24 protein-coding genes and 1 pseudogene are annotated in these 25,726 nt (G+C 69.0%); 13 read left to right on the plus strand and 12 right to left on the minus strand.

The genetic code is table 11. The annotated features are described in order from the left end of the window. Window positions 1-9 precede the first annotated feature (9 nt). Window positions 10-2,241, plus strand: coding sequence for a catalase/peroxidase HPI (gene katG / locus ABN273_RS28405; protein ID WP_349452085.1), 2,232 nt, complete (start codon window positions 10-12; stop codon window positions 2,239-2,241). Between the two features lie 414 nt (window positions 2,242-2,655). Further along, window positions 2,656-3,555, plus strand: a complete 900-nt coding sequence (locus tag ABN273_RS28410) for a M23 family metallopeptidase (protein ID WP_349452086.1) — start codon at window positions 2,656-2,658, stop codon at window positions 3,553-3,555. An 85-nt stretch (window positions 3,556-3,640) separates the two neighbouring features. Here ABN273_RS28410 and ABN273_RS28415 read toward each other — a convergent pair whose 3' ends face one another. From ABN273_RS28415 to ABN273_RS28445, 7 genes are all read right to left on the minus strand, one after another. Beyond that, window positions 3,641-4,744: an epoxide hydrolase family protein gene (locus tag ABN273_RS28415; protein WP_349452087.1), complete on the minus strand. Its 1,104-nt coding sequence runs from the start codon at window positions 4,742-4,744 to the stop codon at window positions 3,641-3,643. 125 nt (window positions 4,745-4,869) lie between these two features. Further along, window positions 4,870-5,934: a cellulose-binding domain-containing protein gene (locus ABN273_RS28420; RefSeq protein ID WP_349452088.1), complete on the minus strand. Its 1,065-nt coding sequence runs from the start codon at window positions 5,932-5,934 to the stop codon at window positions 4,870-4,872. A gap of 160 nt (window positions 5,935-6,094) precedes the next feature. Beyond that, window positions 6,095-6,694, minus strand: a complete 600-nt coding sequence (locus tag ABN273_RS28425) for a GTP-binding protein (RefSeq protein WP_349452089.1) — start codon at window positions 6,692-6,694, stop codon at window positions 6,095-6,097. Next, window positions 6,675-7,073, minus strand: coding sequence for a DUF742 domain-containing protein (locus ABN273_RS28430; protein ID WP_349452090.1), 399 nt, complete (start codon window positions 7,071-7,073; stop codon window positions 6,675-6,677). The genes ABN273_RS28425 and ABN273_RS28430 overlap by 20 nt, the downstream gene beginning before the upstream one ends. Next, the gene (locus ABN273_RS28435) at window positions 7,070-7,504 is read right to left on the minus strand and encodes a roadblock/LC7 domain-containing protein (RefSeq protein WP_397139364.1); all 435 of its coding nucleotides are present in this window, start codon (window positions 7,502-7,504) and stop codon (window positions 7,070-7,072) included. Before ABN273_RS28435 ends, ABN273_RS28430 begins: the two co-directional genes overlap by 4 nt. Beyond that, window positions 7,501-9,816, minus strand: coding sequence for a sensor histidine kinase (locus ABN273_RS28440; RefSeq protein WP_349452091.1), 2,316 nt, complete (start codon window positions 9,814-9,816; stop codon window positions 7,501-7,503). The genes ABN273_RS28435 and ABN273_RS28440 overlap by 4 nt, the downstream gene beginning before the upstream one ends. A gap of 256 nt (window positions 9,817-10,072) precedes the next feature. Continuing rightward, a complete protein-coding gene (locus ABN273_RS28445) occupies window positions 10,073-11,065 on the minus strand; it encodes a helix-turn-helix transcriptional regulator (RefSeq protein ID WP_349452092.1) in 993 nt (330 codons plus the stop codon). A gap of 61 nt (window positions 11,066-11,126) precedes the next feature. Between ABN273_RS28445 and ABN273_RS28450 the strand changes: the two genes are divergently transcribed. The 5 genes and pseudogenes from ABN273_RS28450 to ABN273_RS28470 form a co-directional block, all read left to right on the plus strand. After that, a complete protein-coding gene (locus ABN273_RS28450; protein WP_349452093.1) occupies window positions 11,127-11,714 on the plus strand; it encodes a DinB family protein in 588 nt (195 codons plus the stop codon). Then, complete coding sequence (locus tag ABN273_RS28455) at window positions 11,711-12,172, plus strand: VOC family protein (RefSeq protein ID WP_349452094.1); 462 nt, start codon at window positions 11,711-11,713, stop codon at window positions 12,170-12,172. Before ABN273_RS28450 ends, ABN273_RS28455 begins: the two co-directional genes overlap by 4 nt. Window positions 12,173-12,236: 64 nt before the next feature. Then, complete coding sequence (locus ABN273_RS28460) at window positions 12,237-12,872, plus strand: class I SAM-dependent methyltransferase (protein WP_349452095.1); 636 nt, start codon at window positions 12,237-12,239, stop codon at window positions 12,870-12,872. Window positions 12,873-12,951: 79 nt separating this feature from the next. Continuing rightward, window positions 12,952-13,155, plus strand: a complete 204-nt coding sequence (locus tag ABN273_RS28465) for a hypothetical protein (RefSeq protein WP_349452096.1) — start codon at window positions 12,952-12,954, stop codon at window positions 13,153-13,155. Window positions 13,156-13,530: 375 nt separating this feature from the next. Then, window positions 13,531-14,367: pseudogene (locus ABN273_RS28470) on the plus strand (BTAD domain-containing putative transcriptional regulator); the annotation flags it as partial. A gap of 2,040 nt (window positions 14,368-16,407) precedes the next feature. On the opposite strand, the gene ABN273_RS28475 reads toward ABN273_RS28470, so the two are convergent. Genes ABN273_RS28475 through ABN273_RS28485 form a run of 3 tightly spaced genes read right to left on the minus strand, consistent with a single transcriptional unit; the run spans window position 16,408 to window position 18,624 of the window. Then, window positions 16,408-17,244 (minus strand): ABC transporter permease, encoded by an 837-nt coding sequence (locus ABN273_RS28475; RefSeq protein WP_349452097.1) that lies wholly within the window; start codon window positions 17,242-17,244, stop codon window positions 16,408-16,410. Then, a complete protein-coding gene (locus ABN273_RS28480) occupies window positions 17,241-18,266 on the minus strand; it encodes an ATP-binding cassette domain-containing protein (RefSeq protein WP_349452098.1) in 1,026 nt (341 codons plus the stop codon). The genes ABN273_RS28475 and ABN273_RS28480 overlap by 4 nt, the downstream gene beginning before the upstream one ends. A gap of 25 nt (window positions 18,267-18,291) precedes the next feature. Continuing rightward, a complete protein-coding gene (locus ABN273_RS28485; protein WP_349452099.1) occupies window positions 18,292-18,624 on the minus strand; it encodes an NAD-dependent epimerase/dehydratase family protein in 333 nt (110 codons plus the stop codon). 229 nt (window positions 18,625-18,853) lie between these two features. Here ABN273_RS28485 and ABN273_RS28490 point away from each other — a divergent pair, with 229 nt between their 5' ends. Further along, window positions 18,854-19,705, plus strand: a complete 852-nt coding sequence (locus tag ABN273_RS28490) for an alpha/beta fold hydrolase (RefSeq protein WP_349452100.1) — start codon at window positions 18,854-18,856, stop codon at window positions 19,703-19,705. Between the two features lie 70 nt (window positions 19,706-19,775). Here the strand turns inward: ABN273_RS28490 and ABN273_RS28495 are convergent, their stop codons facing one another. After that, window positions 19,776-20,240, minus strand: coding sequence for an ABATE domain-containing protein (locus ABN273_RS28495; RefSeq protein ID WP_349452167.1), 465 nt, complete (start codon window positions 20,238-20,240; stop codon window positions 19,776-19,778). Between the two features lie 135 nt (window positions 20,241-20,375). Between ABN273_RS28495 and ABN273_RS28500 the strand changes: the two genes are divergently transcribed. The 4 genes from ABN273_RS28500 (at window position 20,376) to ABN273_RS28515 (ending at window position 23,433) form a co-directional block, all read left to right on the plus strand. Further along, the gene (locus tag ABN273_RS28500) at window positions 20,376-20,816 is read left to right on the plus strand and encodes a YcxB family protein (protein WP_349452101.1); all 441 of its coding nucleotides are present in this window, start codon (window positions 20,376-20,378) and stop codon (window positions 20,814-20,816) included. 154 nt (window positions 20,817-20,970) lie between these two features. Then, complete coding sequence (locus tag ABN273_RS28505) at window positions 20,971-21,912, plus strand: ABC transporter ATP-binding protein (protein WP_349452102.1); 942 nt, start codon at window positions 20,971-20,973, stop codon at window positions 21,910-21,912. Continuing rightward, complete coding sequence (locus tag ABN273_RS28510) at window positions 21,909-22,646, plus strand: ABC transporter permease (RefSeq protein WP_349452103.1); 738 nt, start codon at window positions 21,909-21,911, stop codon at window positions 22,644-22,646. The genes ABN273_RS28505 and ABN273_RS28510 overlap by 4 nt, the downstream gene beginning before the upstream one ends. Window positions 22,647-22,656: 10 nt before the next feature. Beyond that, window positions 22,657-23,433: a helix-turn-helix transcriptional regulator gene (locus tag ABN273_RS28515; RefSeq protein WP_349452104.1), complete on the plus strand. Its 777-nt coding sequence runs from the start codon at window positions 22,657-22,659 to the stop codon at window positions 23,431-23,433. Window positions 23,434-23,500: 67 nt separating this feature from the next. On the opposite strand, the gene ABN273_RS28520 is transcribed toward ABN273_RS28515, so the two are convergent. Further along, window positions 23,501-24,283, minus strand: a complete 783-nt coding sequence (locus tag ABN273_RS28520; RefSeq protein WP_349452105.1) for a L,D-transpeptidase — start codon at window positions 24,281-24,283, stop codon at window positions 23,501-23,503. A gap of 215 nt (window positions 24,284-24,498) precedes the next feature. Between ABN273_RS28520 and ABN273_RS28525 the strand changes: the two genes are divergently transcribed. Beyond that, window positions 24,499-25,227: a hypothetical protein gene (locus ABN273_RS28525; RefSeq protein ID WP_349452106.1), complete on the plus strand. Its 729-nt coding sequence runs from the start codon at window positions 24,499-24,501 to the stop codon at window positions 25,225-25,227. Window positions 25,228-25,726 lie beyond the last annotated feature (499 nt).

Below are 25,726 nucleotides of genomic sequence, written 5' to 3' on the forward strand. Positions count from 1 at the left end.
AGGATTCCCATGTCTGAGAACCATGATGCAATCGTCACAGACGCGAAGGCGGAGGGCGCAGGCGGCTGCCCGGTCGCGCACGAGCGCGCCCTGCACCCGACTCAGGGTGGCGGAAACCGCCAGTGGTGGCCGAAGCGGCTCAACCTGAAGATCCTCGCCAAGAACCCCGCCGTGGCCAACCCGCTCGGCGAGGAGTTCGACTACGCCGAGGCGTTCAAGAGCCTCGACCTCGCGGCCGTGAAGCAGGACATCGCGGAGGTGCTGACGACCTCGCAGGACTGGTGGCCGGCGGACTTCGGCCACTACGGCCCGTTCATCATCCGGATGGCGTGGCACAGCGCGGGCACGTACCGGATCAGCGACGGCCGCGGCGGCGCCGGGGCCGGCCAGCAGCGGTTCGCGCCCCTCAACAGCTGGCCGGACAACGGAAACCTCGACAAGGCTCGCCGCCTGCTGTGGCCGGTCAAGAAGAAGTACGGCCAGCAGCTCTCGTGGGCCGACCTCATGATCCTCGCCGGCAACGTCGCCCTGGAGTCGATGGGTTTCAAGACCTTCGGCTTCGCCGGCGGTCGTGCGGACGTCTGGGAGCCCGACGAGGACGTCTACTGGGGCCCCGAGACCACCTGGCTCGGCGACGAGCGCTACACCGGCGACCGGGAGCTCGAGAACCCCCTCGGCGCGGTCCAGATGGGCCTCATCTACGTCAACCCGGAGGGCCCGAACGGCAACCCGGACCCGCTGGCCGCGGCCCGCGACATCCGTGAGACGTTCCGCCGGATGGCGATGAACGACGAGGAGACGGTCGCCCTGGTCGCGGGTGGTCACACCTTCGGCAAGACCCACGGTGCGGGCCCGGCGGACCACGTCGGCGCCGACCCCGAGGCCGCCTCGATCGAGGAGCAGGGCCTCGGCTGGAAGAACAGCTTCGGCACCGGCAAGGGCGGCGACACGATCACCAGCGGTCTCGAGGGTATCTGGACGAACACCCCGATCACCTGGGACAACAGCTTCTTCGAGATCCTGTTCGGCTACGAGTGGGAGCTGTTCAAGAGCCCCGCCGGTGCGAACCAGTGGCGGCCGAAGGAAGGCGCGGGTGCGGGCACCGTCCCCGACGCCCATGACTCGTCGAAGAGCCACGCCCCGACGATGCTGACCACCGACCTCTCGCTCCGGTTCGACCCGGTCTACGAGCAGATCTCGCGGCGCTTCCTCGCGAACCCCGACGAGTTCGCGGACGCCTTCGCCCGGGCTTGGTTCAAGCTGACCCACCGGGACATGGGCCCGATCGTGCGCTACCTCGGCCCGGAGGTCCCGGCCGAGACGCTGCTGTGGCAGGACCCCCTCCCCGCGGTGACGCACGAGCTCATCGACGCCGAGGACATCGCCTCCCTCAAGGGTCAGATCCTCGCCTCGGGCCTGTCGGTGTCCGATCTCGTGTCCACCGCGTGGGCGTCGGCCTCGTCCTTCCGCGGCAGCGACAAGCGCGGCGGCGCCAACGGTGCGCGCATCCGCCTCGAGCCGCAGAGCGGCTGGGAGGTCAACGACCCCGACCGGCTGGCGACGGTGCTGGGCGCCCTGGAGGGGATCCAGAAGGCCTTCAACGGCGCCCAGACCGGGGGCAAGCAGGTCTCGCTCGCCGACGTGATCGTCCTCGCCGGCGGCGCGGCCGTCGAGAAGGCCGCCAAGGACGCCGGCTTCGACGTCGAGGTGCCCTTCAGGGCGGGCCGCGTGGACGCCTCGCAGGAGCAGACCGACGTGGAGTCGTTCGCCGCCCTCGAGCCGGCCGCCGACGGGTTCCGCAACTACCTCGGGAAGGGCAACCGGCTCCCGGCCGAGTACCTGCTGATCGACCGGGCCAACCTGCTGACCCTGAGCGCCCCCGAGATGACGGTCCTCATCGGTGGCCTCCGCGTCCTGGGCGCGAACCACCAGCAGTCGCCGCTCGGCGTCCTCACCACGACCCCCGGGTCGCTGACCAACGACTTCTTCGTCAACCTGCTCGACCTGGGCACGACGTGGAAGTCGACGTCCGAGGACGCGAACACCTTCGAGGGTCGCGACTCCGTCACGGGCGAGGTCAAGTGGACCGGCAGCCGGGTCGACCTCGTCTTCGGGTCGAACTCCGAGCTGCGCGCGCTCGCGGAGGTCTACGCGAGCGATGACGCGAAGGAGAGGTTCGTGAAGGACTTCGTCGCGGCGTGGAGCAAGGTGATGGACCTCGACCGGTTCGACCTGGTCTGATCAACGACGTCCAGGTCGGCCCGCGCCGGCCGACCTGGCACTATGCCTGAAGGCCGATGGGCCGCGCGTCATCGCGCGGCCCATCGGCCTTTTCGCCTTCCTGCACTCTTCACGGGCTAAATCGAACGCGTTATCGCAAACTGCACCTTGATTATGCGCGCTCCCCCCGGCACGGAGAGCTACAAAATTTCATGCCGCAGACATTGATGAAAAGAACTTTCAGAGCTATGTTCATGATCGACCCGCCCTTCCACGGGCGGCGAGATGTCGAAATGCTCGCTTAAAGCGGCCTTCCCATCCCGTCGAACTGATCATTATGCCGCCAACGAATTCAGCCGCCGCGAGGCTCATCGGCATCAAGGTAATGGGCGCCTAACCGTATCCCCCCATACGCACCTGTTCAGAGAGGTGAGCATGCCCACAACCGACAGGCCGACCTGGTCGAAGACCTTCAGGCCCGCGATCACTGCCCTGTTAGTCACTCTCGCGGCAGCGCTGATTCCGCAGGCCGCCTCGGCACAGAGCACAAATGTCCTGGCCGTGTCGCACAAGAGCCCGTTCAACTGCGGGAAGACTTTCTACGCCAACAACTGGACCCCCGGCCACAACCCATCTGGCTCCATCGACTGGCAGGACTACGGGGGCGATGACATCGACGGCGAAACGGTGCGCGCCACCGCCTCGGGCACCGCGTACTTCTACGACGCGGGCAGCACGAGCTACGGCAAGTGGATAGAGGTCCGCCACAGTGACGGCACCAGAACCCGCTACGCCCACCTCGCGACCATGGTGAGGTCGGCGGGCGGCTCGATGAGCGTCAGCCAGGGCACCACGATCGGGACTGTCGGCTCGACGGGCGGCTCGAATGCTCCGCACCTGCACTACGAACAGCGAACCTCCACCGGTGCGATGGACAGCAGCCCGACCGTGGACGGCGTGACCGTGTCCTTGGGCGAGAAGAAGGCCATCACGAGCACCAACGCCTGCAGCGGCAACCCTTACACCCCTGAGGAAGTCTGCGGCAGCGGTTACTCGGTCATCGACTCAGCGGGCCTCACCGGTGGCCGTACCTACCTGCTCTACAACTCGGGCAACGGCTACAACTGCGTCGTGACGCTGAAGACGACGAACCTCGGCTCGGCATCGGCGGTGTCGGCCTTCCTGGAGCCGGAAGGGGAGAGCAGGACGACCGACTCGGGCAGCTACGGCTACTACGCGGGGCCCGTCAGGCGCGACGCGGCCGGGCAGTGCGTCAAGTGGGGCGGCTCGGTCGGCAGCAGCTCGTACACCAGCCCCTTCGAACACTGCGGTTAGGAGCGCGACTCATTTCCGCAGGTGGACATGACGTCAAAGGCCACGACCTGATCGCGGGAAGTGGCCTTTGGCCTGCGTCGGCCGGTCACTTCAAGCCGCTGAAAAAGGTACGCAGGTCCGCGGCCAACACCTCCGGCGCCTCCATGGCCGGGAAATGCCGGCCCCGCTCGTGCTCTGTCCAGTGCGTCTCCGCCGGCGGGTTGACGAGCCTGCGGACCGTGGGGTCGGCGCCGAACACGGCGAACCCCTGCGGCACAGCCGGCGGCGCACCCCAGTCGGCGGAGTGTGCCTGCTCGTACAGGAAGCGGGCGGCGGAGACGCCGGAGCCGGTGAACCAGTAGAGGGTCGCGATCGTGAGCAGCTGGTCCCGGTCGTACGGCAGGTCCGTCCACCGCTCGAAGCTCTCCACGATCCAGCCGAGCTGCCCGGCCGGCGAGTCGTTGAGCAGGTAGCCCATGGTCTGAGGGCGGCTGTTCTGGATCGCCAGGTAGCCGCTGCCGTCGGAGCGGAACTCGGCCATCCGGTCCAGGGCCAGCTTGTCCACCGGGTCCGACGGGTCCAGGCGGTCCCCCATGCCGGGCAGGAAGGTGGCTGTGGCCGCCGCCGTATACGGGTCCGTCACCACGTGGACACCCACGACGTGCCCGCCGTCCAGGCCGGCCACCGCGCCCGAGACACCGCCGCCGACGTCGCCGCCGTGAACGCCGTACCGGTCGTAGCCGAGGCGGCGCATCAGCTCGATCCACGCCCGGGCAGTGCGGCCCATCGCCCAACCGGTCTCGCGTACCGGGGTGGAGAAGGCGAAGCCCGGAAGCGACGGAGCCACCACGTGAAAGTCCTGCCGCAGGTGCTCGATCAGCTTGGTGAACTCGGCGAACGCGCTGGGGTAGCCGTGGGTGAGCACCAGCGGAAGGGCATCGGGGTTGTCGGAGCGGACGTGCAGGAAGTGGATCCGCTGCCCGTCGATCTCGGTGATGAACTGCGGGAGCTCGTTGAGCCGGGCCTCGGCCGCGGGCCAGTCGAAGCCCTCGGCCCAGTACGCGGCCAGCTCCTTCAGGAACTCCAGCGGCACGCCGCGGGTCCACCCGACGCCGGGCAGTTCGTCGGGCCAGCGGGTCCGCGTCAGCCGGTCGGCCAACTGGTCGACGTCCGCTTGGGGGATGGCGATGGTGAACGGCCGAATCTCCATCGGAGGCTCCTTCTCGGCTTGGGAGTACCCACGCTAGGAGCTAATGCGGCACATTTCTTTCCGCAATGTCCGGAGGCCTCTGGATCGGGGGCGGCGTGACGGCCGGTCACGCCGCCCGTCACTGATCAGGAGAGGAAGCTGCCGTAGGAGCCGCGAAGGATGGCGTCTTTCTGCGCCTGGCTGAAGTGGCAGTTCGGGTAGTCGTAGAGGGACGCCGACATGCACGTGCCATCGGTGGACGTGGCGTCGGGCAGGCCGAACGCGTGCCCGAGTTCGTGCACCATTCCGCCGTACCAGCGATTCATCGGGCCGTTGATGCCCGCGGCGCCGTCAGCGTCGTGGCCGCTGAGGATCACCCACCCGTTGCCGCCGCCACCACCGGCGCCGTCGCCTTCGGCGCTGATCTCGCCGACGTTGATCCAGCGGCTGTCCGGTGCGCCGAGGCCGAACTTACGGCGCAGCTCGGCCTGCATGTTGCACACCGTCCACCAGTACTTCTCACCGCAGTTCGGCGTGTTCTCGTACCAGCTTCGTAGCTGGTCGCCGTTGACCACCTCGACCACCGGGCTGTTCAACGTGAACGTCTTGCCCAACTCCTGCTTGAAGAAGCGCTGCGCCTCCTGCATGACCTTGGTGATGCCGTCCGGGTATCGCTGGTCGTACGCCACGTCCGACGGCTTGAGCCAGAAGACCCGCACCGTCCGCACCGGCGGGGTGCTCGGCCCCGATGTCGGCGGTGTGGTCGGGGTCACGGTCGGAGAAGGGGTCGTGCTGCCCGTGCAGGCGACTCCGCTGAGCGTGAAGCCGGCCGGCACGGGATTGCTGGAGTTGTTCCAGGTGCCGTTGAATCCGAACGAGGTGCTGCCGCCCGTTGCCAGGGAGCCGTTCCAGCTCACGTTGGAGGCGGTCACCGCGCTGCCACTCTGGGTCACGCCGGCGTTCCAGGCCTGGCCGATCGTCTGCCCTGCGCCGAAGGTCCAGCGCAGGGTCCAGCTGCCGATCGGATCACCCAGGTTCTTGATCGCGACGTTGGCGCTGAAGCCGCCGGCCCACTGGCTGCCGACGGTGTAGGTGACCTGACAGCCGGCCGCGGCAGCGTGTGCCGTGACTGTGGTCGCCGCCGCGGCGCTGACCAGGCAGGCGGCCAAGGCCCAGGCAACAAGACCGCTGCGTAATCCTCGTGGGTGCATCTGATCCCTCACCATGACTACGAAGAATGGGAGCGCTAACAAAGCTCCCCAAGCGTCGAAGGCATGTCAATGAGCATGGACGGCAGCCACCGCGGGCGTGGGAAAACGCTCTCAAGACCAAGAAAGTTTCAGACCTGCACGTCGGGACCGGCCCAGCCGGTCAGGCCACGGGATGCGGCGCGGTGCGGGACTTGGCAGCCATCAGGTGGTCGATGAGCGCGAGCAGCACATCGCGGCCTGCCTTCCGGTCGCGGGCGTCACAGAGCACCAGCGGCACCTGCGGGTCGAGATCGAGTGCCCTGCGGATCTCCTCCTGTGTCCTGTCCCGCACACCGTGGAAGCAGTTGACGCCGACGACGAAGGGGATGCCGCGGCTCTCGAAGAAGTCGATCGACGCGAAGCTCACATCCAGCCGGCGGGTGTCGACCAGGACGACCGCGCCCATCGCTCCGTTGACAAGATCGTTCCACATGAACCAGAAGCGTTCCTGTCCGGGGGTGCCGAACAGGTAAAGCACCAGTTCGCGGTTGATGGTGATGCGCCCGAAGTCCAGCGCGACGGTGGTGGTGGCCTTGCCGCTCACCCCGTCCAGATCGTCGACGCCGACGCTGGCATGGGTCAGGTACTCCTCCGTACGCAGTGGCGGGACTTCGCTCACCGCGCCGACCAGGGTCGTCTTCCCGACACCGAAACCGCCGGCGATCAGGATCTTCACTGCCAGGGGAGCGACGTCCTTCTGGTCAGAGTTTGCGTAGCCCATCCCTCACCGCCTCAAGGATTGTGATATCGGGAAGACCGCCCGCCTGCGCGAAGGCCAGGGGTGGCCGGGCCCGCATCTGACCGGTCTCGATCAGGTCGCCAATGAGGATCTTGGTCACTGACACCGGGAGCTTCAGCGCGGAGGCGACTTCGGCCACCGCCAGAGGCCGCTTGCACAGAGCGAAGATCTTGCGGTGCTCCGGCTGCATTCTCCTCAGGCCGCGTCCCCTTCCCGAAGAGTCCTCGGAAATCGCCGTAACCAGGGTGATCAGCGTGAGGTCGTCCCGCTCGGGAGTGGTTCGTCCGCCGGTGATCGTATAGGGACGGACAAGGGATTCGTCGGCGTCATCGTCGTCGAAGCCCTCTGTCCAGTGCTTCATCCGTGTCTCCCCGCGTCATCGGCCCGCGGGGTACGCGTGTCGGTTCCCAGCTTCTGGCCGACCTGCTGGATCAGGGTGTGCATCGCGACGGACATCAGTTCGGCGTCGACCTCCTGGGAGGCGACCACGGCCAGATGGGTGCCGCGGCCCGCAGCCGTGATGAACAGCCACAGCTCGGCCATCTCGATGATGACCTGGTGGACCGGTCCGCCGCTGAAGAGCTGCCCGACACCGCGAGCCAGGCTCTGCTGGCCGGTGGCGATCGCGGCGAGGCGTTCGGCGTCCGAGCGTTCGATGGTCCTGGACCGGCTGATCACCAGGCCGTCGTCGGACAGCACGATGGCGTGCCGGGTGCCCGCGACCTGCTCGACCAGGCCGTCCAGGAGCCAGTCCAGGTCTGCGTTGGTGGCGGTGGTTCGCTGCGTCATCATCGATCTTCCGTCGTAGGGGAACCGGGCTCGGGGGATCCGTCCGGCCGGGGATGGAAGGCGTCGTCGCCGGTCCGGCGCCTGCGAGACTGCCTCTGGAACGCGCCGATCGTGGCACTGGATCGGCTGGGCTGGTCGCGTACGGCCCAGGTCTCCTGTTCGGTTCGGTCATCCCTGTCGGCCGGGGCTTTGAGCTCGGTGACCAGGTTGGCCTGGCGCACCCGCTGGGGCAGCGGCTGCCGGTCGGCCGGCGGGGGCGCGTCGTCGCCGGCGGGTGCGGTCACGTACGCCATCGCGCGTCCCCTGGAGCGGGTCGGCAGCGGCTCGCCCTGCTGAGGCGGGCGGGGAGCTGCCGTACCTTCCTGCGGGTGAGGCCGCGGACCGGTCGCGACCGGGGGGACCTCCTCGGGGGGCGGGGCCGGCTCGGGTACCGCACGGGGGCGCTCCACCACCAGCGGTTCCGGGAGCAGCACGATGACACGGGTGCCGCCGAAGGCCGACGACCGAAGTTCCACCTGGAGGCCCAGGCTCGCGGAGAGCCGGGCGACCACGTACAGGCCGAGCCGCACATCGTCGGCGTGGGTCATCACGTCGAGCTGCGGCGGCGACTGCATCAGGGCGTTGGCGGCGGCGTACTGATCGGGTTCCATGCCCAGGCCGCGGTCCTCGATCTCCACCGCGACGCCCCGGCTGACCGGTGCGGCCCGCACCTCGACGGGGGTCATCGGCTTGGAGAAGGTGGTGGCGTTCTCCATGAGCTCCGCCAGGACGTGGACGAGCGGTCCCACCGCGCGCGCGGCCACCCAGGGTTCGCCCTCGACGTCGATCGTGACCCGCCGGTAGTCCTGGACCTCGCCTTGCGCGGCGCGCAGGACATCGAGCAGGTGTACGGGCTTGCGCCAGCGGCGCTGCGGCTGGCCACCGCCGAGGATCACCAGGTTCTCCTCGTAGCGGCGCAGCCGGGCGGTGAGGTGGTCCAGGTCGAACAGGCCCTCCAGCACCTCCGGATCCTCGTGCTTGCGTTCCAGTTCGTCTAGCTTCTTGAGCTGAAGGCCGATGAGAATCTGCGTACGGCGGGCGATGCGCTGGAGCATGCGCTGGAAGCCACGGTGTTGTTCGGCTTGCCGCACGGCGGTGAGGACGGCGCTGCGGCTGGCCAGATTGAGGGCCTGCCCGAGCTCACCGAGCTCGTCGGGGGTGGGCTCGACCATGTGTACTTCCGCGTCCACGTCGACGTCTTCGCCGCGCTCCAACCGGGCGACCACCTTGGGCAGCCGCTCCTGGAGCTCCTGGGCATCCTCGCGCAGGTGGAGGATGCGCCGGCGAAGAATGGCGGTGAGGCGCCAGCTGGTGAAGATCACCAGACCCAGGGCGAGCAGGCCCACGGTGGTGACGCTGATGAAGATCACGAAGAGCATGTCGGCGTGGCCGTAGCCGATCTTGCCGACGTTGTCGAGCCGGAGTTGGAGGAGCTGCGTCACTTGCGTGGTGACCGCGTCCACCGAGGAGCGCCACTCGGCGCGGTCCCCGCGCAGTGTCACCTGGTCGCTCTCGGCGCTGCCCTCGGAGGTGCCCAACCGCCCTTCCAGAGCGATCATGGCCTTCCACGCCTTGCCGGTCGTCAGCGTTCCGTACCGGGTCTCGTTGCCTGTGAGACTGGGGATCACCCGGGACTGCAGGAGGTGCTTCCTGGTGCCGACGGCGTCGGCGACCAGGCCGTACTCGTCCCTCGTCAGGCTCCCCGCCTTCCAGCCGCGGGCCAGAACGGCGTCTTCGCGGCCGATCATGTCGAGGACCCAGAAAAGGTCGACCAGGGTCTGCGCCTTGCTGTTCACCTCGCCCTCATCGGTCTCGCTGAGGACGGTCAGTACGCCGAGGTCTGACTCGAGGACTCCGCTGTAGTAGTCGAACGCCTTCTGCGCGCTGGACGAACCGCCGTCCACCGCCCAGCGCTGCTCGTCGAGGAGGTCGAGGTCACGTTCGGTGCGGGCGATGGCGTCGGTGAGCCCCTGCTGTCCGTTGGGGGTTTCCAGGGCCGTCAGGGGACGGAAGGCGCTCACGGCCTGGTCGGTCACCGCGCGCTGCTTGACAAGCTGGTCGCGGGCGGCGCTACGGGGGTCGGCCTGCACCTCCGCGGTGAGCCGTCGCTCCTGATCAAGGCTGAAGAACAGGTTGGCCGCAGGTCTGCCGACGGTTTTGGTGGCCAGATCCATCTGGGCCTTCTCCGCCCGCCACTGAGAGGACAGCTGGAACATGCCCGAAGCCAGCAATGGGGTGAAAGTCAGGCTCGGCACGAACACGACAATGAGCAGCACGGTACGCAATGGCAGCCGGCGGACACCGGCCAGTCGCCGCGGCCCGCCGCCGGCGGATAATCCGTTCCCATCGCCCACGGTCTTCGTTCGTCGTCGCCCGACCCTGCCCAAACCAGCCACGTGCCGGACACTCTCCTCACCCGATCACGACAATCACCCAAGTAGGCGATTGGTGCCTGATCGTAGCCATACAGCAGTTGAGTCGAAAGTCCCCGTTACCACTTCGCCGGCCCGGCTGTGCGGCACCGGCGCGGGCTCATGACTCCTCCGTGTCCGTTGAGATCGCGGCACCGGCCGACAGCAGTCTCTCGGCCAGCACGCGACAGCGCCTCCCGAGCTCCGGGGGGTCGACCACCTCGAAGTCGTGCCCCAGCAGGAGCACATGCATGAGCACGAAGTCGAGGTTGCCGGCGCCAGTGAGCACCTCGCAGAGCCCGCCGCCCCGCCGTCGTACGACGGCCGCCGACGCCGGGATCTGCGCGCGCACCGTGTCGGCCGAGGCGTGCACGAGGAAGCGCGCCTGGTGCCGGTAGACCCGGCTGGCCACGCTCTCCTGCACGTACGCCGCCGCGTCGGGCGCCGCGCGCGGGCGGAAGCGCCAGGTCCGTGCTGACACCTCGGTCATCCGGTCGATGCGGAAGCTGCGCCAGTCGTCACGATCGAGGTCGTAGGCGAGCAGGTACCAGCGCCGGTCGGAGGCGACCAGGCGGTAGGGCTCGACCCGCCGCCGTCGTACCTCGCTCCCTGACGGGTAGTCGAAGCCGGCCTCGACCTCGTCACGGCAGGCTCTGGCCAGCGTCATGAGCACCTCGGGGTCGACCGGCGTGCGGCCTCCGCCGAAGGACTCCACCGAGCCGGAGAGCGCGCGTACCTCGTGCCGCAGCCGGATGGGCAGCACCTGGTCGAGCTTGGTCAGCGCCCGGAGTGCGGCGTCGCCGGCGCTGGCGACCGCGCCACCCGCACCGGCGAGCAGCGAGACCGCGGTGGCGATCGCCTCCTCGTCGTCGAGAAGCAGCGGCGGCAGGTCCTGCCCCGGGCCGAGCTGGTAGCCGCCGCCGACACCCTGGCTGGCATGCACCGGATAGCCGAGCCTGCGCAGCCGCTCGACATCACGCCGTACCGTGCGCGGCGTGACCCCGAGCCGGTCGGCGAGCTCGGGGCCGGTCCAGACCTGGCGCTGCTGCAGCAGCCCGAGCAGGGCGAGCACCCGCTCCGTCGTACCCCGCTCGTCACCGCTTGCCACGTCCATGTCATCACCCTGCCAGAGATAGCGGACCGATCCTGTCCGCCAGGGGCGTCAGGGTGGCTCCATGGACGCAGACGAACTCGACTGGAACCGGACGCTGCGCGAGCAGCTGGAGTTCCATTGGCACCATCAGCTCCGGGACCGGCTCGACGGCCTCACCGACGACGAGTACTTCTGGTCGCCGGTGCCGGACGCCTGGAGCGTGCGGCCGCGCGGCAGCTCGACGGCGCCCGTGCAGGTCGGTGCCGGGGACTTCACGATCGACTACGCCTTCCCCGAGCCGGTCCCCGCGGCCTTCACCACGATCGCCTGGCGACTCGGTCACGTCATCGTCGGCGTGCTCGCCGCGCGCAACGCGGCGCACTTCGGCGCGCCGGCGGCGTCGTACGAGACCTGGGCGTACGCCGGCAGCGCGGCCACCGCGCTCGACCAGCTCGAGGCCCAGCTCGACCGCTGGCTGGCCGGCGTGCGCGGCCTCGGCGAGGCCGCGCTCCGGGTCCCCGTCGGTCCGAAGGAGCCCTTCCCCGACGTGCCCATGGCCGATCTGGTGCTGCACATCAACCGCGAGCTGATCCACCACCTGTCCGAGGTCTGCCTGCTGCGCGACCTCTACCTGCACACGAAATCCGCTACGAACGGAGCAAGCCGATGAGCCGCCACATCCAGGTCACTTTCGACGCCCACGACCCGCAGGCGCTGTCGTCCTTCTGGCGCGACGCGCTGGGCTACGTCCACCCCGGCCCGCCCGGGGTCGACCTGCCCGAGGGCGCCGACCCGCTGGCGGCGTGGGAGGAGTTCCTCGAGCGGGTCGGCGTACCGAAGGAGGAGCGGAACACGAGATCGGCCCTCGAGGACCCGGACGGGCACGGGCCGCGGCTGTTCTTCCAGCGGGTGCCGGAGGACAAGGTCGCCAAGAACCGCGTCCACCTCGACGTCCGTGCGGCTCCCGGGCTGCAGGGCGAGGAGCGGATGGCGGCGCTGGAGGCCGAGTGCGACCGGCTCGTCGCGCTGGGAGCGACGCGGGTACGTCGCCACGAGCCCGATCCCCCGATGAGCGGCGGCTTCATCGTGATGACCGACCCCGAGGGCAACGAGTTCTGTCTGGACTGACGGAGCTCCACGTTGGCCAGTTGTCAGCACGACCGCGCCAGTCGATGAACTACAGTCATCCGCCGTGACCGAATCCTCCTATCTCACGGCAACGGCGGAAGCCTACGACGCCGTCGCCGAGCTCTACGCCGATTTCGTCCGAGGCTATCTCGACCGCGTGCCCATGGATCGCGCAGTGCTCGCCGCGTTCGCCGAGTGCGTACGGACCGCCGGCGCCCGGCCCGTCGCCGAGGCCGGATGTGGCCCCGGATATATGACGGCGCACCTGCGGGACCTCGGGCTGGATGCCTTCGGCATGGATCTGTCGACTGTGATGATCGACCTTGCCCGCGAGACCTATCCCGAGCTGCGCTTCGAGGTCGGCTCGATGGATGCCCTCGACCTGGCCGACGGCGAACTCGGCGGCCTCCTGTCGTGGTACTCCCTCATCCACGTCCCGCCACAGGAACTGCCGCCATACTTCACCGAGTTCAGCCGGGTGTTGGCCCCGGGCGGCCACCTCCTGCTCGGCTTCTTCGAATCCGAGGGCGGTCCGGTGGTGAGCTTCGATCACAAGGTGACGACGGCCTACCGGTGGCCGGTCGACGACCTCGCCGAACTGGCGTGCAAGGCGGACTTCGTCGAGGTGGCGCGAATGTTGCGTGAGCCCCTGGAGGATGAGCGGTTCCGCCGGGGCCATCTGCTGATGCGCAGACAGTAGATTCGCCGGCACGGCGACCACGGCGTCATCCGAGCAGCGGGAACTCGGCCTCCAGGGCAAGGCCACCAAGGAATACCAGGTGCGAGGCAGGCCCGGCGGCGACGGGCGCGGCGTCTTCTCCCCCTCCGGCAAGCGGTTCGTCACCGCCTGCCTGCCGCTGGGGAACGCCGCCTGCGTGTGGGACGCGGCGACCGGCAAGGCCGTGACGAGACTTCCCGTCGTCGCGGGCGCACGGCCCGGCAAGAATTCCGAGATCTACCCGCACTTCGGCGCGCTGAAATAAGCGGAGCCGGTGGCGCGGGACTCGACATCGAGGACGCCGTCTGCGGGCCGGCGCACCGGCTTGCCACGCTCCACACCTATGAATCGTCCGTAAGCTGAGGGTGTGTCCCCCGCACTGGTTCTGCTCGACGGCGTTCGCTGGCGGGGTGCGCGGGTGGTCGGCGATCGCGCGCATACCCTGCTGGCCGCACTCGCCCTGCAAGGGCGTGCCGGGGTCAGTGACGAGCGCCTGGTCGAGGAGTTGTGGCCCGATGAGGCGCCGGCCAACCCGACGAAGGCGCTGCAGGTGGTCGTCTCGCGGACCAGGGCGGCGACCTGCGCCGACGTGGTGGTGCGGATCCCGCGTGGTTACCGGCTCGGGCTGCCCGCTGCCCAGGTGGACGCGCTGCTGCTCGGCGCGCTGGTGGAGCAGGCGCGGGCCGCACTGGGCGAGGACGACGTGGCGCTCGCGCGTCGCCGTGCAGAAGAGGCCATGAGTCTCGTGCCCGGCGGCTTGGACGGCGCCACGGGCGCACTCGCTGAGCTGAGGAGCGTCGCAGCGAAGTGGGTGGCCGAGGCGCGACGGGTGGCGGCGATCGCGCGGGGCCGGAGCGGCGCTCACGAGGGCGCGCTGCCGCTGGTGGGGGAGGCCGCGGCCGATCGGCCGCACGACGAGGAGCTGCTCGCCTGCCTGCTGCGCAGCGAGGCCGCCGTACGAGGTGCCGCCGCCGCTCTGGAGCGCTACGAGCGGTATCGTGCGGGCCTGGTGGAGCGGCTCGGCACCGAACCAGGGCCTGAGCTCGCCCGCGTGTACGCCGAACTCCTCGCCGCGGATCGGCCGGTGCGTGTGGGCATCCTGTTCGACGGTTCCTCGCTGCTCGGCCGCGACGGCGACATCAGCGCGGTGCACGCCCTGTTGCAGACCAATCGGGTGGTCTCCATCATCGGTCCTGGCGGCCTGGGCAAGACGCGGCTGGCTCATGTCGTCGGCAGGAACGCCGCGCAACCCGTCGCTCACTTCGTCGAGCTCGTCGGCGTCTCCTCGCCGCAGGGCGTGGTGGGCGAGGTGGGCTCGGCGCTCGGGGTACGCGACTCGGTCAGCGGGCGTCTCGCCATGACCGCCGAGCAGCGCTCCGACGTTCGCGCCCGGATCGCCCAGCATCTCGACCAGGCTCCGGCGCTGCTGATCCTGGACAACTGCGAGCACGTGATCGAGGCCGTCGCCGACCTGGTGGCGTTCCTGACCGTGACCACCCGCGACCTGCGGGTCCTCATCACCTCGCGCGCCCCCTTGTCGATCCCCGCCGAACGCGTCTACCTGCTCGGCGAGCTGCCCACGGGCGACGCGGTGGAGTTGTTCCGCCAGCGCGCCACGGCCGCCCGCCCGGGTGTGCGGATCGGGGAGGGAGTGGTCGAGGAGGTCGTCGACCGCCTCGACGGGCTGCCGCTCGCGATCGAGCTGGCCGCGGCCAAGGTGCGGGTGATGTCGGTGGCGGAGATCGCACGGCGCCTGGCGGACCGGTTCGCCCTGCTGCGTGGCGGGAACCGTACGGCCCCCGACCGGCACCAGACGCTGCTCGCGGTCATCGACTGGTCGTGGAATCTGTTGGACGAGCCAGAACGGCGCGCGTTGCGGTGGTTGTCGCTGTTCGGCGACGGTTTCACGCTGGCCGCGGCCGAGCACGTACTCGGCCCGGACGCCCTGCACGTCGTGGACGCGCTGACCGAGCAGTCGATGCTGAGCGTCCGCGAGACGGCGTTCGGCCTCCGCTACCGGATGCTGGAGACCGTCAGGGAGTTCGGGCGGATGCGGCTGAAAGAGGCCGGCGAGGAGGCGCCCGCTCGGGCGGCGCAGCGGGCCTGGGCGACGGCGTACGCCCTCGAACACGCCTCCGAGCTGTTCGGCCCGGCGCAGTTCGCGGCGGCCGACGCGTTGCGTGCCGAGGAGAGCAACCTTGCCGACCTGCTCCGGCAGGCTCTCGGCGAGCCCGATCCCGTCACGACGATCCAGTTGCTGACCGGCGTCGGCGCGCTGTGGTCGATCCGCGGCGACCACCCCCGGATCTTCGTCCACCGGGACGCGATCATCCAGGTGATCGCCGGCTGGACGCCGCCGCCGCACCTCGTCGAGGTGACCAGGGCCGCCATGCTGATCACGATCGTGAACATCATGATCGTCACCGACGGCGACGATCCGCTGCGCGACCTCCTCCGCACGCTGCCCACCAGCGACACGACGGATCACCGCATAGCGGCGATGGCCACGGTGGTGCTCGCGTGCGATTCGGCCGACGACGCCGACTTGCGCCGCCGGCTGGCGGAGTTGAGCCGGAGCGACGACCGTGACGTGGCCTTGGCGGCGGCGCACACGAGCGTCCACGCCTTGGAGAACGCGGGAGAAGTGACCGGGGCGATCGAGGCCGCCGAGCGGACCCTGACGTTGCTCCACGAGGACGAAGGGCCGTGGCGCGCCGCGATCACGCACGCCGTGCTGGCCCATCTGGTCATGAAGCTCGGCGACCGCCGGCGGGCGGTCGGACACGCGCGGACCGCCATCCCGGTGCTGAGCCGGCTCGGCGCCACCGACGACGAGACCCAGCTCCGCGCGGTGCTGCTGACCTCCGCGCTCGCCGACGGCGACCTCGACACCGCGGAGGCCGAGCTGGCCGAGATCAACCGGATCAACGACAACGAGGCAGTGCTCGGCGGGGTGGCGGTCGCCTCGTTGTGCGCGGCCGAGATCGCCCTCGCCCGCGGCGAGACGGCCGCCGCGCTCGCGGAATACCGCCGGGCCGTCCAGCGGGCGCGCGACCTGCGCCTGCCCGGGGTGCCGCGCGCGGAGTTCACGCCGTGGACGATCGTCGCGGAGTCGGTCACCCTGACGGCGTACGCGTACCACGCCCCGCCGGAGGACGGCCGGTACGGCGAGGAGCTGTTCTCCGCCGTCCAGGGCTACGACCTGATGGCCGCGAAGAACCCCGTCCTCGACTACCCGCTGTGCGGCTCGATGCTCTTCGCACTCGGCGCCTGGGGGCTGCTTCGGGGAGCCATGGCCCCTGGCGATGCGATCCGGTTGCTGGTGCTGGCCGAGCGGTTCGCGTACAACAGCAGCATGCCCAGCATGGCCTTCGAGCGGATCGAACCGTACGCGGAGCGGGCCGCGCCCGGGATGATCGCCGCCGTGCGGGCCGAGTACGGCGATCGACGCGGCTCCGACCTGCTGGACGAGGCGCGCAGCCACGTCGGGCAGGTCTCCGGCCATGACGGGCGGAGGTCACATGTGCCGCTTGTAGCTGCGTACCGACAGCGGCGCGAAGATCGCGATGACGATCAGGCACGCCAGGAGCGTCCAGGCCACCTCGCCGCTGACGAGGGCGCTGTTGGCGAGGTCACGGGTGGCCGTGACCAGGTGTGAGACCGGGTTGACCCGTACGAACGCGGCCAGCCAGTCGGGCAGGGTGTCGACGGGGACGAACGCGTTCGACAGGAACGTCAGCGGGAACAAGATCATCATGGAGATGCCCTGCACGGCCTGGGCGCTCCGGGCGATCGTGCCGACCCAGGTGAAGACCCACGCCAGCGACCAGCCCGTGAAAATCGCCAGCAGGATCGCGGCGAGCACGCCGCCCGCTCCGCCGCCCGGGCGGTAGCCCATCACCAGGCCCATGGCGAAGGTCAGAGTGGCCGCGATCGTGTAGCGCAGCAGGTCGGCCACCATCGGGCCGGCGAGCGGCGCGATCCGGGCGATCGGCAACGACTTGAACCGGTCGAAGACGCCCTTCTCCATGTCCTCGCGGAGTTGCGTGCCCGTGGCCATGCACGTCGTCAGCACGGTCTGGGCGAGGATGCCGGGGATTATCAGGGGGAGGTAGCTCTCCACGTCGCCGGTGATGGCGCCGCCGAAGATGACGGCGAACATCGCGGTGAACAGGATCGGCTGCAGCGCCACGTCGAAGAACTGCTCCGGGTTGCGGCGCATCTTCTTGAGCGCCCGCCACGCCATCGTCAGGGTCTGGCCGAGCGTCTCCCCCATGGAGACGCGTCGCCGGGCGGCCGCCACGCGGTCGGCGGACCGGACCGCCTCGCGGGCGGGTGCGATCATGGTGCTCATCGCTTCTCCTCCGTACCGGTCTCGTCGTTCCCGTCCGTCCCGTGGCCGGTGAGGGCGAGGAAAACCTCGTCCAGGCTGGGCTTGGCCACGCTCACCGAGGAGATCGACACCCCGGCGGTGCGCAGCGCGATCAGTACCTCCGCAGCCAGGTCGGCCTGGTCGAGGGCGACGTTGAGTCGTCCCTGCTCCGGGCTGAGCACCGGGTCGGAGCCGAGGACGCGCCGCACGACCTCCACGGCGGCGGGCACCGCGCCCGGCTCGGCGAGCAGCAACTGGAGGGTGGAGTTGCCGACCGCGGTCTTCAACTCGTCGGGTGTGCCCTCGGCGACCTTGCGGCCGTGGTCGATGACGGCGACGCGATCGGCGAGCTGGTCGGCCTCGTCCAGATATTGCGTGGTCAGCAGCACCGTGCAGCCGTCGGCGACCAGACCGCGGATGGTGTCCCACATCTGGCCGCGCGTGCGCGGATCGAGACCGGTGGTCGGCTCGTCGAGGAAGATCAGTGGTGGCCTGGTGATCAGGCTGGCCGCCAGGTCGAGGCGCCGGCGCATGCCGCCGGAGAACTGCGCGATCGGCCTGTCGGCGGCCTCCTCCAGGCCGAACTGGCCCAGCAGCTCGGTGGCGATGCGCCGGGCGCGCGGCGCGGCGATGCCCTGCAGGCGGCTGAAGAGCCAGAGGTTCTCGCGGGCGGTCAGGTTCTCGTCGACCGACGCGTACTGTCCGGTGACGCCGACCAGCTGGCGGATCACGTGCGGGTTGCCGGCCACGTCGACCCCGAAGATCTCGGCACGGCCCGCGTCGATCTTCAACAGGGTGGCCAGCATCCGTAGCGTGGTGGTCTTGCCGGCGCCGTTCGGTCCGAGGACGCCGAAGATCTCACCGGGGCGTACGTCCAGGTCGATCCCGTCGACGGCACGGTGCTCGCCGAACGTCTTGGCCAGCCCTTCCGCATGTACGGCCAGATCGGTGCCCCCGTCGGGGACCGGACCGCCCCCGGTACGTCCGAGTTCTGTGATGCTCATGGCTTCACTCTCAGCGGCGCCGGTTTCACGGCGCCCTCGACCGGGTTTCACCGGTTGCCCGGAGCCCCGCGGATTCGTTCCTCCACCAGCCGGCGGAGCAAGCCGGTTCACCTGCGGCGATCGCAGCCTGAGAAGCCGTCGGCGGATCGGACGGGCGCATGGAGGTCTCGATCATCAGTATGGCGAAGTACGGCGCGGCCATCCGGACGTCCAGCACGTCGGCCACCACGGTCCTGGCCCCTGGAACCGACACATGGGCGTGGCGGGTCAGTGCCAGCACCTCCTGGCCGGCCTCGCGCAGCGCCGCAACCAGCGGGCGACCGATCGCCCCAGTCGCACCGGCGACCAGAACCTTCATGACTGCCTCCTCTTGATGCTCAGGTGTCGTTGTCCGGACGGGCCGCGGCCCCGCGCGGCGACCGCGATCACGGTGAAGATCCCGAGCAGCGGCACGTCACTGCCGTGGCCGCCGATGTGCCGGAAGCCGCATCCTCACGTTCGTGCGGGCCGGCCCGCATGCCAGGCGAGCCGAGGGAGGGGAACATTTGTCCAATACGCCGGCACGCACCGGCGGCGACAGTGGGCTCATGACTGTTTCTGACAGCGGGCCGTACGTGAACGGCGGCGCCGAGAGTTCGACCCTGCCTACGGACGACGGCGACATCTACGTGTGCCAGGACGGCCCCCGCGACGCCCCCGCACTCCTGCTCATCCACGGGTCCGCCTCCTCGGCCCGCTCGTGGGACCCGCTGGTTCCGCTGCTGACCGGATGCCATCGCGTCATCCGGATCGACCTGCTCGGGCACGGCCGGTCGGCCAAACCGGACGACCGCAGCTACGCGACCCCGGAGCAGGCACGCCGGGTCGGAATGGCACTGGACCTTGTCGGCGTCAAGCACGCCATCGTGGTCGGCCATTCCAGCGGCGGCGTGATCGCCACCGCCCTTGCCGAGCAACGACCCGACCTGGTGACCGCGCTCGCGCTCATCAACACCGGACCCAGCATGGACGCCTTCATCGCACCGGCGGAGTCCGCCGCAATCACACCTTCGCAGTGGCCGCCGACCGACGAGCAGCTCCGCCAGTTCGCGAGCACCGGTTTCAGCCGCGCGGGCTACCAGGTCCCACAAGAGCTCCTGGGCGAGATGCGCGCTATGACCTACCACACGCTCACCGCGACGATGCAGGCCACCCGCGAGTACCTGGAGCAGCGACCGCTCCCGGATCGGCTGACGGTCCTCGGCAAGCCACTGCTGGTGATCTTCGGCGAGGACGACCGGAGATGGCGATCCTCATCCGCCGCCGACTACCGCGCAGTTCCGGGCGCGAGAATCGAGTTGCTGCCCGGTCTCGGACACTCACCCATACTCGAGGATCCGCCGCGGACCGCCACCCCCCTCCTTGCCTTCACCGCGGTCCACGCCACGGAGGCGGACTGAACGAGACGATGAGCCGTTGTTCCCAGTGCGGACGCGCGCACCCGTCCTGCCGTCGCCGTCGTCCCACCGGTCAGAGGAGCAGGCCGACGCCAAGCGCTGAGGATCTACCGCAGGACACCCATCGCTGTCCGCAGGCGCATCTCAGATAGCGCACGACTCCTTCGGAGGTGTAGTGAGACGACTCGACCTCCGCGCTCATGCTGGGCCGGGAACAGCTCACACAGGGTGGAACCATCGGGCACGCGCTTGGTGACGGTGGCATCAGGCACACGTCGTCGGCGTAGGCGTCGGTGAGCAGGTCGATCATCTCCCGCGCCAGCGTCGACAGGACTTGCCGTGCCCGCACCGGCGGCGCCCACCCCGCAGTCGTGCCGTCGGCGGCGAGCTCGGGAACCAGCGGCGCCGCCGCCGCGACCCGGTTGATGGTCCGTGTGACGCCCCGGGGACAGGGCTCCCGGGCGGGACCATCCACCGGTCGGACTACGTGATCCGCCAAGCGTACGCGCTGACCCCGCACAACCCCTTCGACGTGCACACGCCGGCGACGTCGCACGTCGGCTACTTCAGCCGGCGTTGCGACTTCGTACCGGAGCCCTGAAGGATGGGTCATCATACGAACGAAGGCGGCATGGTGGACTTCTCAGTCAGATACGAACCCTCTCCTGACGAAGTGGCGCGAGCGCTCGGGCAGGGCCTTCGACAGCAACTCAAGATCGCCTATCTGGCGCTGCCGGTGGTCCTGGTCGTGGCGGGGCTTGTCTGCATCCTGGTCGACGCCACATCCATGGGCATCGGCATGCTCGTCGGAGCAGCCGTCTTCCCGCTCGTTCTGACCTGGTCGATCCGGCGGACCGGCAAACGGCAGCTCGCCTACCTCTGCGTGCCGACCACCCTCCGGATCACCGACGAGGGGTACGAGTGCCGGACCGACCAGTCCACGATCACGATGCAGTGGTCGCTGTTCGGGCGGATCGTGACAGGCACCGAGTTCTGGCTGTTTTTCGTGGGCAAACAGTTCACGGGTTTCCTTCCCAGGCGCGCCTTCAGCAGCGAGCAACAAGCCGAGCTCGACGGCCTACTGGCTTCTCGACAGCGCGCAGGAATTGCCTGAGCCGCGGACAGGGCGAACCGCGTGATCGAGATCCGTGATCCTTGCTGTCCGTTCTGGGGGCGCTGGAAGCATTCGCCCTTCCATGACAGTTATCACGGCCAGGTCATGACAGGAGGCCGAGAAATCCTCAACCAGATGAAGAACCCTGTCATGCATGGACGAGACGTTCAGTTCCAAGACGGGACGGCGGGACACCGCGGTCCGCGTCCAGGGGTTGTGCAAACGTTACGGCGAGGTTCACGCCGTCAAGGGGGTGGACCTGGCCATCGAGGCGGGTGAGGTCGTTGCGCTCCTCGGACCCAACGGCGCCGGCAAGTCGACCATGGTGGACATGATCGTCGGGCTGACGAAGCCCGACTCGGGCACCGTGCAGGTCTTCGGGCTCCCGCCCCGGCAGGCCGTCCTGGAGGGCGTCATCGGCGCCATGCTCCAGGAGGGCGCGCTGCTGGACGACGCCACCGTGACCGAGATGGTGGGCATGGTGGCGTCCCTCCACAAGAACCCCATGCCGGTCAGGCAGGCGCTGCGCAAGGCGGGCATCGAGGACCTGGCAGGGCGTAGATCCACCAAGCTGTCGCAGGGGCAGAAGCAACGGGTACGGTTCGCCGTCGCCCTGGTGGCCGACCCCGACCTGCTGCTGCTCGACGAACCCACGGCCGGGATGGACGTACGGCGACGACACGAGTTCTGGCACTCCATGCAGGAGTTCACCTCGTCCGGGCGGACCGTCATGTTCGCGACGCACTACCTGGAGGAGGCCGAGGAGTTCGCCGATCGGGTCGTGTTCCTGCGCGACGGGCGTATCGTCGCGGACGGCTCGGTGGCCCAGGTGCGGTCGCTGGCGGCCGGCCGCACGCTGCGCGCCACGGTCGCCGGGGTGGACGAACCCGCGGTGCGCGCGCTCCCCTCCGTGGTGAACGTGGAGATCCGCCATGACAAGGTCGCCGTCCTCAGCTCAGATTCCGACACCACGCTCCGGGCGCTCCTTTCCAGATTTCCGCACGCGCGTGACGTCGAGGTGGTGGGTGTGGGCCTGGACGAGGCGTTCCTCGCTCTGACAAGCAGAACTCGTACGAGCGGAGGTGCGGGGTCGTGAACCTCGGTTACCTGGCGCTGGAACTGCGCAGGGTGCTGCGCGAGCCCGGCACCCTCTTGTTCGTCATCGGGTTTCCCGGCGGTTTCTACCTGCTCGAGGCGGTCATCTTCGAGTCCCAGTGGCCTCCGCAGTCGGCGATCGACCCCGGAGCCGTCCTGTTGCCGGCCATGGCTGGTTGGGGCGTTCTCATCTCCGGGATGCTGGTCGGCGCCCGTGTGGTGAACGAGAGGGAAGCGGGCTGGCAGCGGCAACTTCGGCTGACACCGTTGACCGGCAGCGGCTACCTGCTGGGCAAGGTCGCGGTCGGCATGCTCGTCTCGATCCCGCCTCCCATCGTCGTCGCCCTGGCCGCGGCCCTGTTCCGGGACGTGCGCCTGGATCTGGGTGGCTGGCTCTTCGTGACGCTCCTCACCACGCTGGGCGGCACGCCGTTCGCGCTCCTCGGCCTGCTGATCGGTCAACTCGGGAACAAGAAGAACACCCAGCAGATCATCATCATCGGGATGCTCATGCTGGCCATCTTCGGCGGCATCTTCATCCCGCTGGACGCGCTGCCCCCGTGGTTCGCCTACATCGGCTGTGCCACGCCCAGCTACTGGCTCACCGACCTGGGCCGGGCCGGAGTGGAGATGGGCGGCGACCCTATGCGGGCGGCGGCGATCCTCCTAGCATGGACGGTGATGCTGGCAGGCGCCGTCATCTGGCGCTACCGTCACGACTCCGCTCGCAACTGATCGACATGGAGTGGTCAAGCTGGCCGACGGCGTCTTCGGGCACGGGCTGATGAGAACGGTCAGGCAGCTCTTCCTGCCCGCCTCGCCGTTCACCGACCGGCGTTCCCTGCTGTTGTCGGTCGGCCTCAGCCTGCTGTTCACCGCCCTCATGGTGCCGAGCTGGCTGGACGCACTGTCGAAGCTCGATCCCGGGACGGCGGCCTGGTCGAAGGTCATCGGGGTGGCCTACGCCGCCGCGTACATGGCGTTCGTGCTGATCGGACGTCTGGAGGCGTGGCTGCCCCGCGCGCTGCTGTGCGTCGCCACGATGGCCCTGGGCACGGCTCTGGTCGTGCTCATGGGCCTGGATGACGCCTGGCTGCTGATGTTCGCCCTGTGCGTCATCCTCGCCTTCGCCCGTAGGACGGTCGCGCTTACCGTCGTCGCCCTCGCCCTCCTCGGGGTCGTCCTGGCGGGATTGGCGACCGGCAGCCTCGCCGAGGCGCTGCCGAACCTGGTCGTGCTCGGCTCCGTGAGTGTGGCCATCGGCCTACTGGCCTGGCTTTTCGACGTCAACAATGAGCTGAGGCACGCGCGCGACCAGATCGCCACGCTGGCCGTGGACCGCGAGCGCGAGCGTGAGGTGCTGAGCGCCGTCGGCCGGGGCAGGAGCATCGCCGACGTCGCGAAGATCCTTCATCTGGCAGAGGGAACGGTCCGCAACCACCTTTCCGCGGCGATCGGAAAGACCGGCACCCGCAGCCGCGGCGAGGCCTCGCTGGTGGCCCAGGAACGCGGCTGGCTCTAGCGGACCAACCTCAACGGCGAACTCGCGTCGGCACACGGCGAAGATCGGTTGGCCGCCGCCCTCATCCTCAGGGAGCGATCAGAACCGGAGTCCCAAGAGGCAGTCGTGCCAGCACCTTGAGCGCGCGAGCAGGCACCCTGATGCAGCCGTGCGTGACCGCCTTGCCGAACACCTTCGGGTCCGGCCAGCCGTGGAAGGCGACCGTGCCGGGACCGCCGCCGAAGGTGTCGAGCGTCGGCGAGTGCGTGCCGAGAGGCATGATCAGCGGGCTGTAGGAGGCCTTGTCCTTCGGCGACATCAGGGCCAGCAGGAAGGTCCTGCCCACCGGGGTGGGCGTCTCAGGGCCGCCGACGGCCACCGTCCAGGTGCCGACCTTCTTGCTCGCGTTCATCACGGTCAGCTGCCTGCTTCCCAGCTTCACGATGGCGCGGTAGCGGCTGCGCGCCTTCTTCAGGCCCTTCGCCTTGATCCAGCCGGTCACGTGGTTGGGCTTGCTGGGCAGGAGCACGCGGTACCAGCCCTTGCGCGCCTCCACCACCGGGACCCAGGTCTGGCTGCCGAGCTGCTTCGCCGGAAGAGTGGCCGCAGGCTTGCCGCCGGGCTGGGCGTAAACGGCCACCGTGCGTGCGGGGTGGACCACCACGCCGCTCATCTTGCCGTACGTGTCGGTGTCCTGCGGCAGGCCGCTCAACTCCGTGAACGTGGTGGCATCGGGGAGCGCGGTCACCGTGACCGCGGCGCCGGCGGCGAGGGTGACGGGCGACGCGGCAACGCCGGTGGGGGTCGAGGCGACGAGGCTCACGGCGACGAGCGCGGCACCGATGAGTCGGCGGGGGGCATCGAGCGGCACGATCGGCTCCTGATGTTCTGTGACACAGACGACACAACGCGTAACCGTCTGGCCTGCTAGATAACGGTTTGGAACGTTTGAAGCTCTTTGGCCAGCAGGTGTGACATTTTTACACAGATGAGCCCTGTGAGGCTCCAGTTCTCTCATACATCCGAGGTGCTGTCGTGTTACCCCCCAGACTTTCTTCAGTCCGTCGCTGGTTCACAGCGGCACTCATGCTCGCCGTGGCAGCGCTCACGGCGCTCGCCATCTCCAGTACAGCCTCGGCGGCAGCGGTCCAGGGAACGCCGCCCGGCGACAACGGCACCGTCAAGGTGCACAACTGGACAACGCCGGAGGACAACCGGCGCGACGATCCGCAGGTCTGCTGCGTGTTCTATCTGGTCGGGTTCGACTTCGACGCGGGCCAGAAGGTGAGCTGGGAGATCAAGTCCTGGCCGCGCACGGGTAACCGGACCACGGTGAAGAGCGGCACGCTCGTCCTCGACAAGCGCGGGCATGGCCGTACCGTCGACATGACCCTGCCGGGCGGGCACTACAAGCTGTTCTGGACCTTCGAGGGGAAGAAGGGCGCGCCCAAGCACAAGGCGTTCTGGGTCAAGTGTGAGTCCACGCCGACGCCGACGCCCTCCCAGACACCCACCCCTACGGTGACGCCCTCCCAGACGCCCACGCCCACGGTGACGCCTTCCCAGACGCCCACGCCCACGGTGACGCCTTCCCAGACGCCCACGCCCACGGTGACCCCCACTCCCACGCAGACACCCACCTCGACGCCGACGTCGAGCAACACGCCGACCCCCACCCACCCCAGTGAGGGTGAAAGCGTGACGGTGACCCACGACTGGATCAAGTGGGACGAGAACGTCGCGCAGCCGCAGGACGAGCCCAAGCCCGCGCCTACCCCGACGCCGGTGAAGACCAACATCCCGGTCACTGGCTGACCCGCGACGCCGAACGACGCAGGGCCTGGATCAACGCGATCCGGGCCCTCTGTCGTCTTTCAGCTCCAGACGAGCATTCCGCAGCGGCGGGCACAGTCCTGCAGCAGACTCACCCAGGACTCGTACAGCTCGTGGGCATTGCTCCACCGGCGCGTCTGGGCGAAGGCGCTCCAGGACGCCTGGCTACCGAAGATCCACTTCCATCCCGTGCTTCTTACGCTTGCCGGAATGGGATGAGCGTGCCGTCCAGCACCGGGCAGGGTAGCCGGCACGCTCGGTCACCCGTAACACCCGTTCCAGGCGAGGTGAGCGGCGGGCGAGCAAATCTCAATCAAGGAACGGCCTTCTGTATTGCGTCTCCGGCAGGCTTTGTTCGCAAAGCTTGCCGATGAGCTGTCGACTCGCGACAATACGACCTAATGATATTAATTGGACCACGTGTAACCGTTGGTAGTGACCTGGCCTCCGCCAGACGTCTCGGCCACAGCATGAGCCGGGC

This window comes from Nonomuraea sp. B19D2 (assembly GCF_040137845.1).
Lineage (GTDB): Bacteria > Actinomycetota > Actinomycetes > Streptosporangiales > Streptosporangiaceae > Nonomuraea.

What these genes read in the sequence shown, in the direction of transcription:
- ABN273_RS28480 (WP_349452098.1), bottom strand. Translation starts at nt 18,266, where the DNA reads ATGAGCATCACAGAACTCGGACGTACCGGGGGCGGTCCGGTCCCCGAC.
- katG (WP_349452085.1), top strand. Translation starts at nt 10, where the DNA reads ATGTCTGAGAACCATGATGCAATCGTCACAGACGCGAAGGCGGAGGGC.
- ABN273_RS28450 (WP_349452093.1), top strand. Translation starts at nt 11,127, where the DNA reads ATGGACGCAGACGAACTCGACTGGAACCGGACGCTGCGCGAGCAGCTG.
- ABN273_RS28445 (WP_349452092.1), bottom strand. Translation starts at nt 11,065, where the DNA reads ATGGACGTGGCAAGCGGTGACGAGCGGGGTACGACGGAGCGGGTGCTC.
- ABN273_RS28475 (WP_349452097.1), bottom strand. Translation starts at nt 17,244, where the DNA reads ATGAGCACCATGATCGCACCCGCCCGCGAGGCGGTCCGGTCCGCCGAC.
- ABN273_RS28415 (WP_349452087.1), bottom strand. Translation starts at nt 4,744, where the DNA reads ATGGAGATTCGGCCGTTCACCATCGCCATCCCCCAAGCGGACGTCGAC.
- ABN273_RS28490 (WP_349452100.1), top strand. Translation starts at nt 18,854, where the DNA reads ATGACTGTTTCTGACAGCGGGCCGTACGTGAACGGCGGCGCCGAGAGT.
- ABN273_RS28425 (WP_349452089.1), bottom strand. Translation starts at nt 6,694, where the DNA reads ATGGGCTACGCAAACTCTGACCAGAAGGACGTCGCTCCCCTGGCAGTG.
- ABN273_RS28430 (WP_349452090.1), bottom strand. Translation starts at nt 7,073, where the DNA reads ATGAAGCACTGGACAGAGGGCTTCGACGACGATGACGCCGACGAATCC.
- ABN273_RS28505 (WP_349452102.1), top strand. Translation starts at nt 20,971, where the DNA reads ATGGACGAGACGTTCAGTTCCAAGACGGGACGGCGGGACACCGCGGTC.
- ABN273_RS28485 (WP_349452099.1), bottom strand. Translation starts at nt 18,624, where the DNA reads ATGAAGGTTCTGGTCGCCGGTGCGACTGGGGCGATCGGTCGCCCGCTG.
- ABN273_RS28410 (WP_349452086.1), top strand. Translation starts at nt 2,656, where the DNA reads ATGCCCACAACCGACAGGCCGACCTGGTCGAAGACCTTCAGGCCCGCG.
- ABN273_RS28435 (WP_397139364.1), bottom strand. Translation starts at nt 7,504, where the DNA reads ATGATGACGCAGCGAACCACCGCCACCAACGCAGACCTGGACTGGCTC.
- ABN273_RS28455 (WP_349452094.1), top strand. Translation starts at nt 11,711, where the DNA reads ATGAGCCGCCACATCCAGGTCACTTTCGACGCCCACGACCCGCAGGCG.
- ABN273_RS28525 (WP_349452106.1), top strand. Translation starts at nt 24,499, where the DNA reads ATGCTCGCCGTGGCAGCGCTCACGGCGCTCGCCATCTCCAGTACAGCC.
- ABN273_RS28420 (WP_349452088.1), bottom strand. Translation starts at nt 5,934, where the DNA reads ATGCACCCACGAGGATTACGCAGCGGTCTTGTTGCCTGGGCCTTGGCC.